The organism is Xylanibacter caecicola (assembly GCF_013166515.1).
Classification (GTDB): Bacteria; Bacteroidota; Bacteroidia; order Bacteroidales; family Bacteroidaceae; genus Prevotella; species Prevotella caecicola.
The window spans coordinates 1-18,925 of the sequence record NZ_JABKKJ010000033.1 but is presented as its reverse complement, the minus strand read 5'-3'; the positions used below and the strand labels follow the sequence as shown (position 1 = coordinate 18,925).

Sequence of the window (18,925 nt, the reverse complement as noted above, 5' to 3'; positions counted from 1 at the left end):
TTTGTTTTGTCAGTTAAAAACTTTGGCTCCGTCCTCTCTTGGGGGCGCGCCCCCAAGAGAGGACGGACAATACTCTGAAAGAGGTAATTCCTAAATCAAAATTTTGCACTTCGATTTGGAATCTTCAGTCTTATTAGTTTTCATGTGCATGGACAGTGATGATTACGAAAATGATTACGGTCCGTCTCCTAAATATACAGAAACAGAATATAATAAAGTAACTTCTAACTAACAAGTATTAATGTCTTTTTTCGGAAAAATATTCGGTCTGAAAAACACGACAAGAAACAATAAATTGCCTGAGTTTATTAAGCTCAGGCAATTTGAGAATTCTTTGGAAGAACTTCTTGCCAAAGATCTTTTTATTGCAAGAAAGGATTATAAATATCTGGAGAATGATTTCACTGAATTGTATTCTACATTCAAAGAACTGCAAAAAACAGATACACTTGAACATTTCTGTACTAAAAATGAAATTGACAAGAACAGAATCTGTTCTTTTATAAACAATTTCTCTGATTTATCAAACCCACAAGGCTCTTCTTTAATCAAGAAACACAACGACGAATTTATAAAAAATCATTTAGTAAAAGATAAGAACTATTTGGATAATATTCTAAAAAAAGTAGACCCCAATATAAATCTTGACAATGAACAAAGGACTGTTATCTTATCAGACGAAGACCATATGCTTGTCATTGCCGGAGCTGGAGCAGGAAAGACCACGACGGTAGCAGCCAAAGTAAAATATCTGGTTGAAAAAAGAGGAATAAAACCTGAACAAATTCTCGTTATATCATTTACAAACAAAGCTGTAGGAGAACTACGTGACAAGATAAACAAAGCACTGAAAATAAATTGTCCGGTAACAACATTCCATAAAACCGGATATGCAATACTACGACGTCAGGAAACAGAAAGAATGACTATTGTTAACGAAGGTTTCATGTATAATGTCATTAACAATTATCTAAAAGGAAACATTCTTGAAAATCCTGAACTTGTAGACAAGTTAATTCTTTTCTTCGGAAGTTATTTTGATGCTCCATACGAAGGTGATGATCTGAATGACTTTTTTAATTATATCTCCAAATCTGATTTCTCTACGTTACGTGGAAATATCGGTAAATATACAGAGGAGATTATAAATAAACGTACAGGCAAACGCATAAGTATATCTCATGAAACACTTCGTTCACAACAGGAGGTAAGAATTGCAAACTTCTTATATATGAATGGGATAAGTTATGTATACGAAAAACCTTATCCTTATAACATCCTACGCTCCAGAAAACCATATACTCCCGATTTCACCATCATACAAGGAGACAAGATTGCATATATCGAACATTTCGGTATAACAGAAGACGGACGAAACAATCGCTATACTGAAAAAGAACTTGAACGGTACAAAAAGGAAGTAAACGACAAGGTAACCATACATAAAGAGCATAGAACCGATCTTATATACACTTTTTCATCTTTCAAAGATGGATGTGATTTAATTGTACATCTTAAAGAAAAACTTATCAGACTTGGATTTGTATTAGAGCCACGCTCACCCAAAGAAGTCTTCGAAATGATTGTAAGCACGGAAGAAAACAAATATATATCCAAACTAGTCAAGCTTATTTGTTCTTTCATACAAAACTTCAAGACCAATGGATATACATTGGATGACTTCTACAAATTCCGAATACATTCAGGCAATGAACGAACAAGATTATTTCTAATAATATGCGAGCAGTGTTATCACGAATATTCAAAACGTCTTAAAGAGAAGCATGCAATTGACTTTGAAGACATGATTAACGACTCTGCACGCATAATCCGTGAAGAAGAAATAAAAGGTAAAAAACTTGATTTCAAATATATTATCGTTGATGAATATCAGGATATTTCAAGACAACGGTTTAATCTTACAAAAGAACTTGGTAAATTGTGCAATGCAAAAATAATAGCAGTTGGAGATGATTGGCAATCCATATATGCTTACGCAGGCTCTGACATCACGCTTTTTACCAAATTTTGTGAAAGTTTCGGATACGGACAAGAGCTCCGTATTACAAAAACATACAGGAATGCTCAGGAGATAATAAACATTGCCGGCAACTTTATTCAGAAGAACAATGCTCAAATACGAAAGGCTCTCATATCATCCAAACATATAAGCAATCCTGTAATCATAAAAACATATACAGAAAATGTTGACCGTAGTTTGTATAACGGAAAAGGAGGGAAATTCTATCTTATCGGTAAGACTGTAGAAAATGTCATGGATGATATTCTAAAAGAAAATCCCAAATCATCTATATTACTTCTTGGACGCTATGGATTTGACGGATATAATCTGTGCCGTTCCGCAGATTTCAAATACGATGATAGGAAAGGCTACTTATGGTCTGAAAAATACAATGCCGTATATCTTAATTTCATGACAGTGCACCGTGCTAAAGGACTTGGCTATGACAATGTCATAATAATCAATGCCCGTAATGATATGTATGGTTTCCCGTCTCAGATACAAGATGATCCTGTTATGCGATATGTGGTAAATACAGACAGAACTATCGAATATGCCGAAGAACGCCGACTATTTTATGTTGCGCTGACACGTACAAAGAATCGTGTTTATATAATCACTCCACAACAACATCCATCTGAATTTGTCTTAGAACTCATAAATGACAATCCAAATATCTGTATACAGGGAGAACTTAACTATCATAACAAGAATGAAGTAGTAACAAAAAGATGTCCTATATGTGGGTATCCTTTACAGCTTCGTTACAAAAAAACATACGGTCTGAAATTATGGATATGTTCTAATGAGCCTGAAATTTGTGATTTTATGACAAACAATCTTAACGGTGAAGATATGTCTATAATAAAATGCGACAAATGTCGTGACGGTTATCTTATTGTAAAGGAAAGCAATGATCGTAACAAAAAACCATTTCTAGGATGCACTAATTATAGACAGGACAAGACCGGATGCAACAATTACATGACCCAAGAAATATATCGTATGCAACACTTTCATCCGCAATAAATCGTTCCATTGCAAGTAGGTTGTCACGCCTTTTTTATAATTTTGCATATCGAACAGGAAATGTCCTGTTTATCATATAAACAATGGTATGATGAAGAACGAGCATCTTTCTCGTGAAAAAGAGATATACAAAATAACGCTTTGGGGCAGCATGGTGAACTTCATGCTGCTTATATTCAAGTTCGTTGCCGGTATTGTGGGACACAGTTCTGCGATGATAGCCGATGCCGTACACTCTCTGTCCGATTTTGCGACAGACATAATAATAATTGCTTTTGTAAGGATTTCGGAAAAGCCTCAGGACGAAAACCATGATTATGGTCATGGTAAGTATGAGACATTTGCCACTGCAATAATCGGAACAGTCCTATTGTCCGTTGGTATAGGGATACTTATCGACTCTACAAGAAACATTATTGCTTTCTATAACGGCGAACGGATTGAGGCACCCGGCATGTTGGCTTTGGCGGCAGCCCTGATATCGATATTGTCAAAGGAAGCAATATACCGATATACCATGGTGAAAGGCAAAAGACTCAACTCAAAAGCTGTAATGGCAAACGCATGGCACCACAGAAGCGATGCCCTGTCTTCTGTTGGCACACTTGTGGGAATAGGCGGGTCTATATTTCTTGGAAAAAGCTGGAGAGTGCTGGATCCTTTGGCAGCGCTCGTTGTAAGTCTGTTTATTATAAAGGTATCTGTGCGTCTGATAAAGCCCTGCATAGACGAACTGTTAGAGAAATCATTGCCAAAGGAAATAGAGGACAAGATCCTTGATATTATCCTGTCGTTTTCAGAAGTAAGGTCGCCGCATCACCTTCGCACCCGATATATCGGCAATAGAATTGCAATAGAGGTACACATACGGATGAACGGTGACATGACGCTAAAAGAAGCACACGATATCACAAAAAAGATAGAAGCGTCGTTAAAAGAAGAGTTTGGAGAAAATACTCATATCGGAATACATATGGAGCCGCAGAATTAGATGCGGCTGAAGTTTGGCACAATATATATTACAAAAAAGATGCAAAGTAGTTTAAAACTATCTTTGCATCTTTTATAGTTGCGGAGGCAGGACTCGAACATGCGACCTCCAGGTTATGAGCCTGGCGAGCTACCAACTGCTCCACTCCGCGATATTATTAACCACTGCATATCATTTCTGAAATGCGAGTGCAAAGGTATATATATTTATTCAAATCACCAAATATTCATTGTCATTTATGCAGTAAATATACAGTATTTAACAAAAATGGTAATAAGACAGTGTTTAAAAACCTAAACATCCGGTATGCAAGAGCCAATATCCTGATAAACATATAGGGTTGATGTCCACCTAATTAAATGTAAAAATATTTTGCCGAATCAAATAAATATGATACTTTTGCACAATAGAAATCAAATGTGCAACAATCAGAAACAGAGGAGGCTTTTTACAATGTCTATATCTAAAACGAGGCAAACTCTTGTGGACATGGCAAGACAGTTGTTTGCAAAGAAAGGGCTGGAAAATACAACAATGAACGATATTGCAATGGCATCCGGCAAAGGAAGGCGCACATTGTACACATATTTTAAAAGCAAAGAGGATATATATTTTGCCGTTATCGAATCGGAGCTGGAACGTCTGTCGGACAAGATGGACGAGGTTGCAATGCGCAAAATAAGACCGCAAGAGAAAATAATAGAACTGATATATACCCACCTCAGCATGATAAAAGAGACGGTGATGCGCAACGGAAACCTGCGTGCCGCTTTCTTCCGCAACATCTGGATGGTGGAGAAAGTAAGGAAAAACTTTGACGAAGATGAAATAGAACTCTTCAGAAAAGTTTATTCGGAAGGTGTTGCGCAAGGCGAGTTTGATATTGACAGCGTGGAACTGGTGGCAGATATAACCCACTATTGCATAAAGGGGCTTGAGGTTCCATATATATGCGGTCGTCTCGGACACGGAATGACTCCTGAAACGAGTAAGCCTCTTGTTGCAAAATTTGTTTACGGGGCATTGGGAAAACTTACAGCCAAATAAGCTGTTATTATAATTAGGTGAAAGAACAATATTACATTTTTAATTAAAACAAATAAAGAAAAATGGGATTATTAACAGGCAAGACTGCCCTTATCACAGGTGCAGCACGCGGTATCGGAAAGGCTATCGCACTTAAATTTGCTGAAGAAGGAGCAAATGTCGCTTTTACAGACTTGGTCATAGACGAAAACGGCAAGGCTACTGAAGCAGAAATTGCAGCAAAAGGCGTCAAGGCAAAAGGCTATGCAAGCAATGCAGCTGACTTTGCGCAGACAGAGGAAGTTGTAAATCAAGTAAAAGCCGATTTCGGTTCCATAGATATTTTGGTAAATAATGCCGGTATCACAAAAGACGGTCTCATGATGCGTATGTCAGAAGCACAGTGGGATGCCGTAATAGCTGTAAACCTTAAATCTGCATTCAATTTCATTCACGCCTGCACACCTATAATGATGCGCCAGAGAAACGGCTCTATCATCAACATGGCTTCGGTCGTAGGCGTACACGGCAATGCCGGACAGTGTAACTATGCTGCGTCAAAAGCAGGTCTCATTGCACTTGCCAAGAGTATTGCACAGGAACTGGGTAGCCGCGGCATACGTGCCAACGCCATTGCACCGGGCTTTATAGAGACAGCAATGACTGCAGCATTGCCTGATGATGTACGTAAGGAATGGGTACAGAAGATACCTCTCCGTCGTGGCGGACAAACCGAAGATATAGCCAATGTGGCTACATTCCTTGCATCGGATATGTCAAGCTATGTAAGCGGACAGGTTATACAGGTTGACGGTGGTATGAATATGTGATTTAATTAAGAATTAAGAGTTAAGAATTAAGAATTGACAGGGCAAGACAATCAAAGTCGCTCTCATTCTTAATTCCTAACTCTTAACTCTTAATTCTTAATTCTCAAAGGATGCAGGTTGTATACGAAGACAATCATATCATTATTGTAAACAAGGAAAGCGGCGAGATTGTACAGGGAGACAAGACAGGAGACAAGCCGCTGTCTGAAACGGTAAAGGACTATATCAAGGAGAAATATGCAAAACCGGGAAATGTCTTCCTTGGTGTCGCGCATCGCCTTGACAGACCCGTATGCGGACTTGTTGTCTTTGCTAAAACATCGAAGGCGTTGACACGTCTAAACGAAATGTTCCGCAACGGTGATGTATCAAAGACATATTGGGCAATAACCAAGAACTGTCCCACGGAACCAGAGAACACACTTACAGGGTGGATGACACGTAATGAAAAGCAAAACAAAAGTTATGTGTACAATCGCGAAGTGCCGGGTTCAAAGAAAGCCATATTGCACTATAAAGTAATCGGACGTTCCGAAAACTATACTCTTTGTGAGATTAACCTTATGACAGGGCGTCATCATCAGATAAGATGCCAATTGGCAAGTATAGGATGTCCGATAAAAGGTGATCTTAAATATGGTGCAAAGCGCAGCAATGCAGACGGAAGTATATCGTTGATGTCTCATAAAGTGGAATTTATACATCCGGTTTCAAAAATCAGAATTTGCGTGGAAGCTCCCCTTCCCAATGACAATTTATGGAAAGATATTTCCAAATCCATATTGTAACTCCAGCTTATTATTCAATAAAACTTAAAACTTTTCATTTTTTCAGGAATAATTGTTTACTTTGCATTGTCCTATGTCAAATGACCGGTGGACTGATAAGTTTGTATACGTAAGCCCTTATGAAAAAAATATTTAAGTGGATAGGTATAGTAATCCTTGTACCAATACTACTGTTTGTAGCACTTGCAATACTAATATATATTCCTCCTGTCCAAAACTGGATAGTTAAACAAGTAACATCATACGCTTCAGAAAAGACCGGAATGGAAATATCCGTGGAGCATGTCAGTCTTGCGTTCCCGCTCGATCTCAGCATCGAGGGGTTTAAAGTAATAAAACAAAATGACTCCATACCGCAGGTAAAAGACACTGTTGCAAACGTAAAGCGTCTAATTGCAGACGTCAAGATGTTACCACTGTTCAGACAGCAGGTGGAAATCGATGCTATCGAACTTAACGACATGCAACTTAATACTACAGATTTCATACATGAAGCGAGAATAAAAGGAAATATCGGGCTGTTAAGCATGCAAAGCCACGGCATAGACATCGGAAAAGAAAAACTTAGAATAGACGATGCGAGACTGAAAGACGCCAACGTAACAGTGGAACTTAGCGACACCGTTCCACCTGACACCACAAAAAGCGAGAACTTCTGGAAAATAAACGTAGACAAACTGTCTGTCGAGAATACCGGAGTGACAGTGCACATGCCGGGAGATACGCTACAGATTTGGGCATATATGGGAAAGACTTATGCCAGCGACGGATTTTTCGACTTATACAAAGGACTGTACCGGATAAACCGGTTCGATTGGAAAGACGGCGCTCTGAAATACGACAACAAGTTTGAAACACGTACCAAAGGCTTAGACTATAATCATCTCTCTCTAACCGATATTAATATCGGTATAGACACGTTGTTCTATCAAGATCCCAAACTGACAATGGCATTACAGTCGTGCAGCTTCAAAGAAAAGAGCGGCATAACGGTAGAGGATTTGAATGGTTTCATTGCTCTCGACTCTTCAAAGATAAACATTCCGGCAGTGCATCTTAGAACGTCTGAATCTTCATTGTCGGCAAACATCGCAATGGATCTCAATACCTTTGATGATAAAAATCCTGGGAAAATAAAAGTTAGTGCAGATGGTTCGTTTGGCAAACAAGATATTATGCTTTTCATGGGTGGAATGCCGACAAACTTTATCCGTCAATGGCCCAATTATCCACTTACAGTAAAGACTGCGATAAAGGGGAACTTAAAACATCTTGACATTGCAGGGTTAAATGTAAACCTACCTACTGCATTCAAACTTACGGCAGAAGGATTTGCCGACAACATAACAGATACCGACAAACTGAACGCCGACATCAATATAGAAGCAAACACATACAACATTAACTTCCTTACGGCACTGGTAGCAGATGCAATGGGGGATATGCGTATACCTTCCGGAATAGGTATCAAGGGAAACATAAAGGCTAACGGAAACAAAGGCTATTCTGCAAACCTGACAGCAAGAGAAGGAACCGGAGTGCTAAAGGCAAAAGGAAACTTCAATGCCGAAGCCATGCAATATGAGGCAGACATGGAAGCAAGTAACTTACAGATACAGCATTTCCTTCCAAAAAGCGGTATGCGCGACTTTACGGGCAATATATATATAAAAGGTAAAGGAACCGACTTTACATCAACTTCAACAAGACTTGACGCCGATGCAGAAATAATAAAATTTCATTTCGGACAATACAATCTCGACAATATCAAGGCAAATGCGAGAATAGACAGAGGTGTGGCACATGCCAATATCGACAGCAACAACCGGCTTATAAGAGGTCTCATATCATTCGATGCACTCATCAACCCCAAGAAATTGCAGGCAACGGTGTTTGCCGATCTTCATCATGCCGATCTTAAAGGGCTTGACATTGTCAAACGACCTATATCGGTTGCACTGTGCGGACATGTAGACTTGTTGTCTGACATGAAAAAACTTTACAGCATTCAAGGAAATATTGGCGACCTTACAGTAAAAGATTCACTGAAAGTATTCAGACCCGACGAGATAACAATGAACGTATTCACAGACAGGGATACAACACATGCGTATGTAAATTGTGGCGACTTCCATTTGAAAATGAATGCCGAAGGGGGATACGAAGCACTTATCAACAAGAGTAGCAAATTTGCCAATGAACTTATAACACAACTTAAAAACAAGCATCTGGAACATAAGATGCTTCGGAGCATGCTGCCACAGGCAAAAATAAATCTCACCACAGGTAAAGAAAATCCGTTCAGCAGAATGCTTGCCTATTTCGGATACGCATTTAAAGATGCTGTCATCGACATGACAGCATGTCCTTATTCCGGACTTAACGGAAAGATGCAACTTACTGAACTGCGGGTAGACAGCATGCTTTTAGATACTATCAGGTTTACGGTTGAGTCTGATTCTGCAAAATGCAATTATAAAGGTCAGATACGTAACGGCAAGAATAATCCGCAATATGTGTTCAACGCGCTGTTCGACGGATATATACACGAAAAAGACGCCGGTGTGAATGTAAAGTATTATGATGCCGAAAACCGTTTGGGAGTGAAGCTCGGAGCAAAAGCCACGCTCGAAACGGACGGAATAAGACTCCACATGCTTACGGACAACACGGTTTTGGGCTATAAGACATTCGACGTTAATGAAGACAACTATATCTTCATGGGTAGAGACAGAAGAATTTCTGCAAAACTAAACCTTATCGCCGAAGACAAGACCGGTGTACAGATATATACCAACGACGAGAACGTAGAGGCTTTACAAGACATTACAGTGAGCCTTAACCGTTTCGATCTTGACAAGATAATGTCGGTTATACCCTATATGCCGCATGTAACCGGAATGATGAACGGCGATTTTCACATGATACAGACAACCGACCAACTGTCCGTTTCATCTACTTTATCGGTTGATGGCATGACATACGAGGGCAATCCCATGGGCGACATTGCAACAGAATTCGTGTATATGCCTAAAGAAGACGGTTCGCACTATGTAGACGGTATGCTGATGAACAACGGCATGGAAGTGGGAAGCATCGTCGGAACCTACTCCTCGGAGAACAACGGTTCTCTTGATGCAAGAATGGATATGAAACGTCTTCCGCTTTCACTCGTCAACGGTTTCATACCAGACCGCATAATCGGTTTCAAGGGATATGCCGACGGTTCGGTGGAAATCAAGGGGGCATTGGACAAACCGCAGGTAAACGGTGAGGTCTTCCTCGACTCATCTTATCTTGTAAGCGTTCCGTACGGGGTGGAGTTGCGTTTCAGCGACGACCCGGTACGCATAGTGGGAAGCCACCTGCTGCTTGAAAACTTTGAGATGTTCTCTTACAACAACAATCCTCTTAACCTTTATGGCGACATCGATTTCACCGATCTCGGTAACATGAAGATGAACCTTAGGATGAAAGCGCAGAACTATCAGATAATAAACTCCAAGGAACAAATCAACAGCATCGCATTCGGAAAAGCCTTTGTCAATTTCTTCGGCATGATAAACGGTCCTATGGACAACCTGAAGATGCGTGGAAAACTGGACGTTCTCGGAACCACAGACATGGCATATATCCTGCGCGACTCTCCCTTGTCCAATGACAACAGGCTTGATGAACTTGTAAAATTCACAAATTTCAATGACACGACACAGACAACCGTCAGTCGTCCGACATTGTCCGGACTTGATGTAGACATGACAATTGGCATTGCAAGCGGTGCACACATTATATGTTATATCAATGCCGACCAGTCAAATTATGTCGATCTGACAGGAGGAGGCAACTTGCGTCTGCAATATAATCCTACCGATGACATCATGCTCACCGGAAGATACACCCTGAACAACGGAGAGATGAAATACTCGCTTCCGATAATCCCTCTCAAAACATTTACTATTAAGGACGGCAGCTATATAGAGTTTACGGGCGACCCGATGAACCCACGCCTCAACATAACCGCAACGGAACGTACAAAAGCATCTGTGTCAAAGGACGGAGGACAAGGTCGCACCGTTGAATTTGACAGCGGAGTGATAATAACACGTACATTGTCGGACATGGGACTTGAATTTACTATTGACGCTCCCGAAGACATGTCGCTTCATAACGAACTTGCCGCAATGAGTGTGGAACAGCGCGGCAAACTTGCCGTTACGATGCTGACAACGGGTATGTATCTTGCCGATGGCAACACCGGACGTTTCTCTATGAACAATGCCCTAAGTTCATTCCTCGAAGGAGAGATAAACCAAATCACGGGCAACGCACTGCGGACGCTTGATCTTAGCGTGGGAATGGATAACACGACAGATGCAGGAGGAAACATGCACACAGACTATTCATTCAAATTTGCAAAGCGTTTTTGGAACAACCGTCTTAAGATTGTTGTTGGCGGCAAAGTATCTACCGGTCCGGATGTCACGAACCAGAACAATTCGTTCTTTGACAACGTGGTATTTGAATATAGGCTTGACAACACCGCAAACAAATATGTCAAACTGTTCTATGACAATAATGCATACGACTGGCTCGAAGGAAGCACACGCGAGTTCGGAGTCGGCTTTATATGGCGTCGCAACCTGCAACATTTCAGAGACATCATAAAGTTCAAGAAAGACAAGGAGCCTGTTCCTGCACCAAGAGATACAACAAACATAAGGAAAAATGAGAACGACTAATAAAAACAAAGACAGCAAGTGTTTCCATAAAAACGGCATGCGGCATATCCATGCCGTCATTGCCGGCATGGTGATGATGCTGGCATCGTGCTCCACGACAAAACATATACCGGACAACGACCGGCTCTTCATCGGACTAAAGACCATACAATATGACAACTACGAAAAGGGCGCGCACTTCGATGAAACAAAAGAAGAAGTCGAAGCTGCACTTGCCACAGCCCCCAATGGAGCGTTGTTCGGAAGTTCTTATTACCGCACGCCCTTTCCATACGGACTATGGATATGGAATGCCTTTTCCGGTTCGGACGGGAAAGTGGCAAAATGGATAACGAAGACTTTCGGAAAAGCACCGGTACTTATGAGTCAAGTCAATCCGGAACTGCGTGCATCGGTGGCAAAATCCGTAATGCGCAATCACGGTTACTTCCATGCCAATGTGGATTACAGTATCATACCGCAGAAAAATCCGAAGAAAGCAAAAATAAGCTACAACATAAAAGCCAACCAACTGTTTACTATAGACACAGTCCAATATGTAAATTTTCCGGATGTGGCAGACAGTCTTATACGAGTAACCGAAGATAAGCGGCTGATACATCAAAACGACCCGTTCGATGTGGCATCGCTCGATGCAGAGCGCATACGCATAACAAACCTGTTTCGCGACAACGGATACTACTATTATCAATCGGGATATGCCTCGTATCTTGCCGATACAATAGCCGTACCGGGTAAAGTACAGTTGCGCCTGCAAATGGCGAACGGCATTCCGGATAACGCAAAGCACAAATGGTATATCGGGAATATAAAGATAAATTTCATGAAACAGTTCATGGAAAATCTGAAAGACTCGTTCAGCCATCGTCATTTCACAGTACGTTTTAACGGCAGACGCCCGCCGATACGTCCACGTATCATACTGCGCGACCTGAAATTGCGTCCCCGTCAGATGTACAGCTACAGCAAATATCTCGAGTCAGCAAACAAAATCAACGGTTCGGGATTGTTCAATATGGTGCAGTTCGGATTTACTCCACGCGACACCACGGCTGCATGCGACACTCTCGACCTTACACTTACGTGTGTGTTCAACAAGCCTTATGACTTTTACATAGAGACAAACTACATAAACAAGGTGAACGGGCGCACCGGTCCGCAGCTGGTAATGGGTCTTACAAAATACAATGCGTTTCGCGGAGGAGAGAAACTTGACATCAATCTGCATGGTTCGTATGAGTGGCAGACAAGCAACGACATAAACAACGTGTCGTCCGGCATGAATTCATACGAATACGGAGCCGATGCTTCGATAGAGTTTCCGCGCCTTATCGTACCTTTCCTGCGCCGACGACGTTTCCACACAACGCCGTCAACAGTGGTCAAAGCATCATTGAATGTGCTCAACCGTCCTGATTATTTCAAAATGCACACGGCATCCGGAGAATGGACCTATCGGTGGCAACGCAAGGCAAACAAGATGCACGAGCTAAGTCCGCTCACGCTGACATATCAGTATATGAACTACAAGACGGAGAGGTTCAACGAGATAATGAACGAGAATCCCTACCTGTATACAACCATGCAGGACGTGCTTATACCGAAAATACGCTATACATATAAATATACAAGTCCTCAGACATACCGCAATCCCATAACATGGGAAACAACCGCGTCCGAGGCAGGAAACATATTATCGCTGGGATATATGGTTGCTGGACACAAATGGAGCGAAAAAGAGAAGCAGATGTTCAAGAATGCATATGCCCAGTTCTTTAAAGTAGAGACAAGCTTCAGCAAAATCTGGCAACTTGGAAACAAGTCGCAGTTTGTGGGACATGTCGGTGCGGGCGTGATATATTCATACGGCAACTCCGACACATCGCCCTATAGCGAGCAGTTTTATGTAGGAGGCGCAAACAGCATACGTGCCTTTACGGTGCGCAGCATAGGTCCGGGAAGCTACAAGGCAGACAATTCAAGACTGTCATACCTTGATCAGACCGGAGACATAAAGCTACAAATGAATATGGAATACCGCTTCAACATCTTCGGCAGTCTTTACGGGGCAACATTCCTCGATGCCGGAAACGTGTGGAGCATAAGGGACGACGGATACAGAAAAGGCGCTCAGTTCAAACTGAAAAACGCATTGAAGGAAATGGCTGTAGGTACAGGTGTGGGAATACGCTACGACCTTGAGTTCCTTGTAATAAGACTCGACTGGGGGCTTGGACTGCACGTTCCGTATGAAACAGATAAAGGTGGTTTCTATAACATTCCCAATTTCCACGACGGACAGAGTCTGCACTTTGCTGTAGGCTATCCGTTTTGATACGGAGCAACAACCGGTTAAAAGCATAAACCCAAAATCTCGCAATTCAAAACTCAAACAATACAACAAATGGAAATATCAAAACTGTACGAAATATTCCGCAAGTGCACATCAATAACCACCGACAGCCGTGACTGTCCTGCCGGATCGATGTTCTTTGCACTGAAGGGGGCTTCTTTCAACGGCAATGCCTTTGCTGAAAAAGCACTTGACAAAGGTTCGGCATACGCCGTAATAGACGAAAAAGAGTATGCCTTGGAAGGAAACGACCGCATTATACTCGTAGACAACTGTCTTGAAACAATGCAGCAACTTGCCAACTATCACCGCCGTAAGATAGGGACAAAGATCATCGGCATCACCGGAACAAACGGTAAGACAACCACAAAAGAGCTTATCACCGCCGTGCTTTCGGAGAAATACAACGTGCTCTGCACACAGGGCAACCTGAACAATCACATAGGCGTACCTAAAACATTGCTACGCCTTACACCTGAACATGACATTGCCGTGGTTGAAATGGGGGCAAACCATCCGGGAGAAATCAAGACGCTCGTAAATATCGTCGAACCTGACTATGGTATAATAACCAACGTTGGCAAGGCGCATCTTGAAGGCTTCGGTTCATTCGAAGGTGTAATAAAGACAAAAGGGGAACTGTACGACTATCTGAGGACGAATCACGGAACAGTGTTCATTGATGGCGGCAACGAGCACCTTGTGAATATTTCAGAAGGACTTACACTTGTAAAATACGGCACTGGCAATGAGGACAGTCTGTATATACGTGGCGAGGTGGTTTCATGTGCTCCCCTGCTTAAGTTCAAATGGAAGAAGACAGACGGTAACTGGCACGAGACACAGACCAATCTTATCGGTTCATACAACATCTGCAACATGCTGGCAGCGGCATGTGTAGGATTGTTCTTCGGCGTAACGGAGCAACAGGTAGAACATGCCTTGGAGAACTATAAACCCGAAAACAACCGTTCACAACTTGACATAACGCCATACAACAAGCTGATTGTAGACACTTATAACGCCAACCCAACAAGCATGGCAGCAGCCCTTGCCAACTTCCGTGACATGGAAGTATCTCCGAAAATGGCAATATTGGGAGACATGCGCGAACTGGGAGCGGCAAGCAGTGAGGAACATCACAAGGTTACGGACTTTCTTAAAACGGCAGGAATAGATAATGTATGGTTGGTTGGCGAAGAGTTCGGACGGACGGAATGCAACTTCCGCAAGTTCCGTAACGTAGAGGAAGTTAAGGAAGAAATAGCCATACACCGCCCCGAAGGGTATTATATACTCATAAAAGGAAGCAACGGCACCAAACTGTTCCAGCTGCCCGAATTGCTGTAACGAGTGTGAAAAACAAACATTTTTTATTAAACGATATACACATATATGGAAAAAGGCGTATCTTTGATACGCATATCATATTACATTAACATAACAACAATATAACTATGGATGAAAAAAGACTGTATGATTTGATACAAGAGAAAGAGGGATATGCGTCATTGGCGTTTCCCGCACTTATGCGCAAGATATACGTATGGATGACACTCGCGCTGGTTATAACAGGATTTACGGCATACGGAGTGGCGAATAGTCCCGGAATAATGACGGCAATACTTACAAACAAGATATTGTTTTTCGGACTTATCATAGGAGAGCTTGCACTTGTATGGGGAGTTTCGGCTGCAATAAACCGTCTGTCACTGACCACGGCTACGATGCTTTTCATACTCTATTCGGTACTTAACGGAGCCACGCTGTCCATAATATTCCTTGCCTATACAATGTCATCGATAACAAGTGTGTTTTTCATTACGGCAGGAACATTTGCCGTAATGGCGTTTATCGGCTACGTTACTAAAACAGATCTCACTTCTTTAGGCAAGATTCTCTTTATGGCTCTTATCGGCATAATCATTGCCACGATAGTCAACGTATTTTTCGTAAAGAGCGGAACAATGAACCTTATCATCAGCTACATCGGCGTACTGATATTCGTTGGTCTCACAGCTTACGATTCACAGAAGATAAAGAAGATGCTGATAATGGCAGACAGCATGGACGAAAGCGCACAGAAAATGGCACTTTTAGGTTCGCTTACACTTTATCTTGACTTCATAAACCTGTTCCTCTACATGCTTAGAATTTTCGGAAGCAGCAGAGATTGATAAACAATAATTTAAAACAGATACAAAAAAGCTATGCTTTAGGAAGCGTAAAGCTATCGTTTACGCACTCTAAAGCATAGCTTTTTCTATAAAGACACAATCATGTCATCTTTTATAACCTTCTCAATTATATTTTTCTTTTCTGGTATGTGTGTTAATATTGCACAAAAAGGTATTCACTTATTTGTGAATTACACCTTTATATATTAAATTTGCAATCAAGTAATAATATACTTATGATAGTAACATTCGAAAAAGAATACTTAAAGGACTTATACCAAAAAGGAAAAACAAATGACAAGAAACATCGGTTCCAATCTGATATAATAAGACGCTACCAAAAATGTATTGAGTTCCTCTTAGTTGCAACTAAAATAGAGGATTTATTTACAATAAATTCTTTGAACTATGAAGCATTAAAAGGAGACAAGAAAGGTATATCGTCCATACGTGTAAATAATAAATACCGCATAGAATTTACCGTAAAGGATTTGTCAGACGAACCTACCATTACTGTATGCAATATAATAGAGTTGTCAAACCATTATAAATAAACGTATATGATTACATTAAGAGACATAGATCCACAAATGATTGCCAACAACATTGCCCCATCACAGCCGATACATCCGGGAGAAATGATTAAGGACGAAATAGAATACCGTGGGATATCACAAAGAAAACTCGCAGGACAAATGGGCATATCCCCTTCTTTATTGAACGAAATACTTAACGGCAAACGTTCTGTTTCCACAGAATATGCACTTATGTTTGAAGCGGTTCTCGGCATCAATGCCGAAATATGGCTGAAACAGCAATACAGATATGACATGCAAAAAGCAAAGTCAGACAAGTCTTTCCTAAAAAGGCTTGCAGACATCCGTAAATGTGCTGCTGCCTTATAGGCAACAAGCACATTTACCTTCCCTCAATAATAATCATATTTCTTCTCAGTACTCCTTATCGCGCTGATAAGTCCAAACGTTGCATTAACCATATCATCAAGCATATTCTTGAACAACTTATCCGGCGTATCATTCTTTTCAATATCGAACCGCCACGCCCTGCTCATACAACAGTCGCCATAAGGCAGAAGTTCTATTTCATAATCGCTATAATCACCCGGCAATACTTTCAGCATCTGATTAAAGTTAAACTCCTTGTCGCTCGGCATGCCCCTCATGAAATATTTGGAGGCAAGAGTTATCACATCGTCATCCTCGCTCGTAGATACATACAGCTCTACAGTTCGATACTCAAAAGCATATATGCCATAAGACGCATCCAATGTCTCAACTTTCATACCGGCATCCTTTAGATACCGAAAAAATCGCTTAACCGGTTCCGAACGCTTTTTCATATCTGATAATCCAAAATTAAAAAATATTTCCGTTTCACGGATTTATGTCTCACTCTCCGTCTTTTTCCTTAGGTGCAGTTATTATCATGAAATGATTATCCTCTTCAACAATGCCTACTGCACCTGAAGAGCCGCCTGACTCCCAATAAAAATAAGAACAAAATCCTATCTCCATTTCTATGCGATGCGAATATCTCAGATAATCGAACTCTATATCCGTAACATTCTCATGTCTGGCAATGTCATACACACCACACTTCCCGTCCTTATACACCACGCCATAGCGGTCTGTGACATCAGACACCATAAGACTGTCGCACATATCCAACGAAATCTGTGCAACTCCGTTTTCTGAAACAACAGCAGAATTCAAATCCACATCGTATGCAACAGTATCTACCAAACACGAATTGGTACAAACTGTATCGATGACAACAGAATCAGCCGTGTCCATTGTAACCTGAGCCGACATTTTAATTGTTGCCAGCATACATAACATTATAAATACATTTCTCATCTATCCTGTTTTTTCTAAAGAGCATAATCAATAATGTAATCTATCGGATCTGCAATACTTTTTATTCTCAATGTTTATAAAAACAAATTTGTAACCATTTGATAACGATAAAAGTCTATTTTATAATTACTTTTTTATACTTACCGTCTACTTTTACAATATAAATACCTTTGTCCAACACATCCAAACACCGTGTTATTCCGGAAAATACAAGCCTGCCGTCAAGACGATATACATTTATATATACCTCTTTTTCAAAAACAAGAGCATTGCCGTCTATACGGAAACCGTCAGGTTCTTCTTTAACAACAGAAACGCCGGAAGTCTCCGGTTGCACCGTTACAAAACAATAGTCACGACATCCGCTGCCGTCGGCGGCAATACATGTAATAGTTGCCGTTCCCGGAGAATTTGCCTTTACCAATCCACTACTGTTTACAGAAGCAACCGTGTTGTCATTACTCATCCAGTTCACGTTACGGTTAGTCGCGTTTGCAGGATATACACTTTCCGTAAGCTGTATGGTGCCACCCACTTTCATTTCTGCCTTTGACGGACTGATATAAACATTCGTCACGTTTACGGAAGATGCCTTTACCACGATGTCATAATATATATCCATAGTCCTGTAATGCCCGTCGATATAATAGCTGCACTTGAAAAACAGCTTGCACGAAGACGTTGGTCTGACGCCCCTTATCGTAGCATAATACTGTGTGGAACTTGTCACTGCCATGTAATAAGTACTTTCCGAAGACCACGAGTAAGTAACGCTTGTTGCTTTCCTCAACGTCCTCTTATACGTATCCGCCAACGCTATTGTTGCCGTACTGCCCTCATAAACCATTCCTTCCCCGTCTTTTATAGATGCAATAGCCTTAACATTTGTTAATACTAGAAGAATTATATATAATATAGTCCGTGATATTTTACTATTTATTCCCATTGAATTAAAATAATATATTGAACTCATTTAAACTTTTGTGATTTGTGAATTTTATTAAGAAAAACCACAGCAAATGCGAGATAATTCCATCCTTTCCAACTGGATACGGTTGTATCAAATCTCGTGAGTATGGATCTAAAACTGTC

At 41.0% G+C, this 18,925-nt stretch carries 14 protein-coding genes, 1 tRNA gene and 1 pseudogene; 11 read left to right on the top strand and 5 right to left on the bottom strand.

Features of this window, described 5'->3' with window-relative positions; all coding sequences use genetic code 11:
• Nucleotides 1-241 precede the first annotated feature (241 nt).
• Nucleotides 242-3,052, top strand: a complete 2,811-nt coding sequence (locus HPS54_RS11915) for a UvrD-helicase domain-containing protein (RefSeq protein ID WP_172345665.1) — start codon at nt 242-244, stop codon at nt 3,050-3,052.
• A 91-nt stretch (nt 3,053-3,143) separates the two neighbouring features.
• Nucleotides 3,144-4,043 carry a cation diffusion facilitator family transporter gene (locus HPS54_RS11910; RefSeq protein ID WP_172345667.1) on the top strand — a complete coding sequence of 300 codons (900 nt, stop codon included), beginning with the start codon at nt 3,144-3,146 and terminating at the stop codon, nt 4,041-4,043.
• Nucleotides 4,044-4,121: 78 nt separating this feature from the next.
• Here the strand turns inward: HPS54_RS11910 and HPS54_RS11905 are convergent.
• Nucleotides 4,122-4,194: transfer RNA gene (locus HPS54_RS11905), tRNA-Met, on the bottom strand.
• A gap of 302 nt (nt 4,195-4,496) precedes the next feature.
• Between HPS54_RS11905 and HPS54_RS11900 the strand changes: the two genes are divergently transcribed.
• The 9 genes from HPS54_RS11900 (at nt 4,497) to HPS54_RS11860 (ending at nt 16,861) form a co-directional block, all read left to right on the top strand.
• On the top strand, nt 4,497-5,090 hold the full coding sequence (locus tag HPS54_RS11900) for a TetR/AcrR family transcriptional regulator (protein WP_172345664.1): 594 nt from the start codon (nt 4,497-4,499) through the stop codon (nt 5,088-5,090).
• Between the two features lie 62 nt (nt 5,091-5,152).
• Complete coding sequence (gene fabG, locus HPS54_RS11895) at nt 5,153-5,899, top strand: 3-oxoacyl-[acyl-carrier-protein] reductase (RefSeq protein WP_172345663.1); 747 nt, start codon at nt 5,153-5,155, stop codon at nt 5,897-5,899.
• A gap of 110 nt (nt 5,900-6,009) precedes the next feature.
• A complete protein-coding gene (locus tag HPS54_RS11890; protein ID WP_172345662.1) occupies nt 6,010-6,687 on the top strand; it encodes an RluA family pseudouridine synthase in 678 nt (225 codons plus the stop codon).
• 119 nt (nt 6,688-6,806) lie between these two features.
• On the top strand, nt 6,807-11,426 hold the full coding sequence (locus tag HPS54_RS11885; RefSeq protein ID WP_172345661.1) for a translocation/assembly module TamB domain-containing protein: 4,620 nt from the start codon (nt 6,807-6,809) through the stop codon (nt 11,424-11,426).
• A 37-nt stretch (nt 11,427-11,463) separates the two neighbouring features.
• A complete protein-coding gene (tamL, locus tag HPS54_RS11880) occupies nt 11,464-13,761 on the top strand; it encodes a translocation and assembly module lipoprotein TamL (RefSeq protein ID WP_172345666.1) in 2,298 nt (765 codons plus the stop codon).
• A 69-nt stretch (nt 13,762-13,830) separates the two neighbouring features.
• Complete coding sequence (locus HPS54_RS11875; protein ID WP_172345660.1) at nt 13,831-15,129, top strand: UDP-N-acetylmuramoyl-tripeptide--D-alanyl-D-alanine ligase; 1,299 nt, start codon at nt 13,831-13,833, stop codon at nt 15,127-15,129.
• A 107-nt stretch (nt 15,130-15,236) separates the two neighbouring features.
• Entirely contained in the window at nt 15,237-15,956 is a 720-nt protein-coding gene (locus HPS54_RS11870) for a Bax inhibitor-1/YccA family protein (RefSeq protein ID WP_172345659.1), read from the top strand.
• Between the two features lie 236 nt (nt 15,957-16,192).
• Nucleotides 16,193-16,510 carry a type II toxin-antitoxin system RelE/ParE family toxin gene (locus tag HPS54_RS11865; RefSeq protein WP_172345658.1) on the top strand — a complete coding sequence of 106 codons (318 nt, stop codon included), beginning with the start codon at nt 16,193-16,195 and terminating at the stop codon, nt 16,508-16,510.
• A gap of 6 nt (nt 16,511-16,516) precedes the next feature.
• Complete coding sequence (locus HPS54_RS11860) at nt 16,517-16,861, top strand: HigA family addiction module antitoxin (RefSeq protein ID WP_172345657.1); 345 nt, start codon at nt 16,517-16,519, stop codon at nt 16,859-16,861.
• A gap of 23 nt (nt 16,862-16,884) precedes the next feature.
• Here HPS54_RS11860 and HPS54_RS11855 read toward each other — a convergent pair whose 3' ends face one another.
• The 4 genes and pseudogenes from HPS54_RS11855 to HPS54_RS11840 all read right to left on the bottom strand — a co-directional run.
• Entirely contained in the window at nt 16,885-17,259 is a 375-nt protein-coding gene (locus HPS54_RS11855) for a hypothetical protein (protein ID WP_172345656.1), read from the bottom strand.
• 106 nt (nt 17,260-17,365) lie between these two features.
• Nucleotides 17,366-17,833, bottom strand: a complete 468-nt coding sequence (locus HPS54_RS11850) for a hypothetical protein (protein WP_172345655.1) — start codon at nt 17,831-17,833, stop codon at nt 17,366-17,368.
• Between the two features lie 115 nt (nt 17,834-17,948).
• Nucleotides 17,949-18,680: an Ig-like domain-containing protein gene (locus tag HPS54_RS11845; protein WP_216653079.1), complete on the bottom strand. Its 732-nt coding sequence runs from the start codon at nt 18,678-18,680 to the stop codon at nt 17,949-17,951.
• Between the two features lie 122 nt (nt 18,681-18,802).
• Nucleotides 18,803-18,925, bottom strand: a pseudogene (locus tag HPS54_RS11840) (IS5/IS1182 family transposase); the annotation flags it as partial.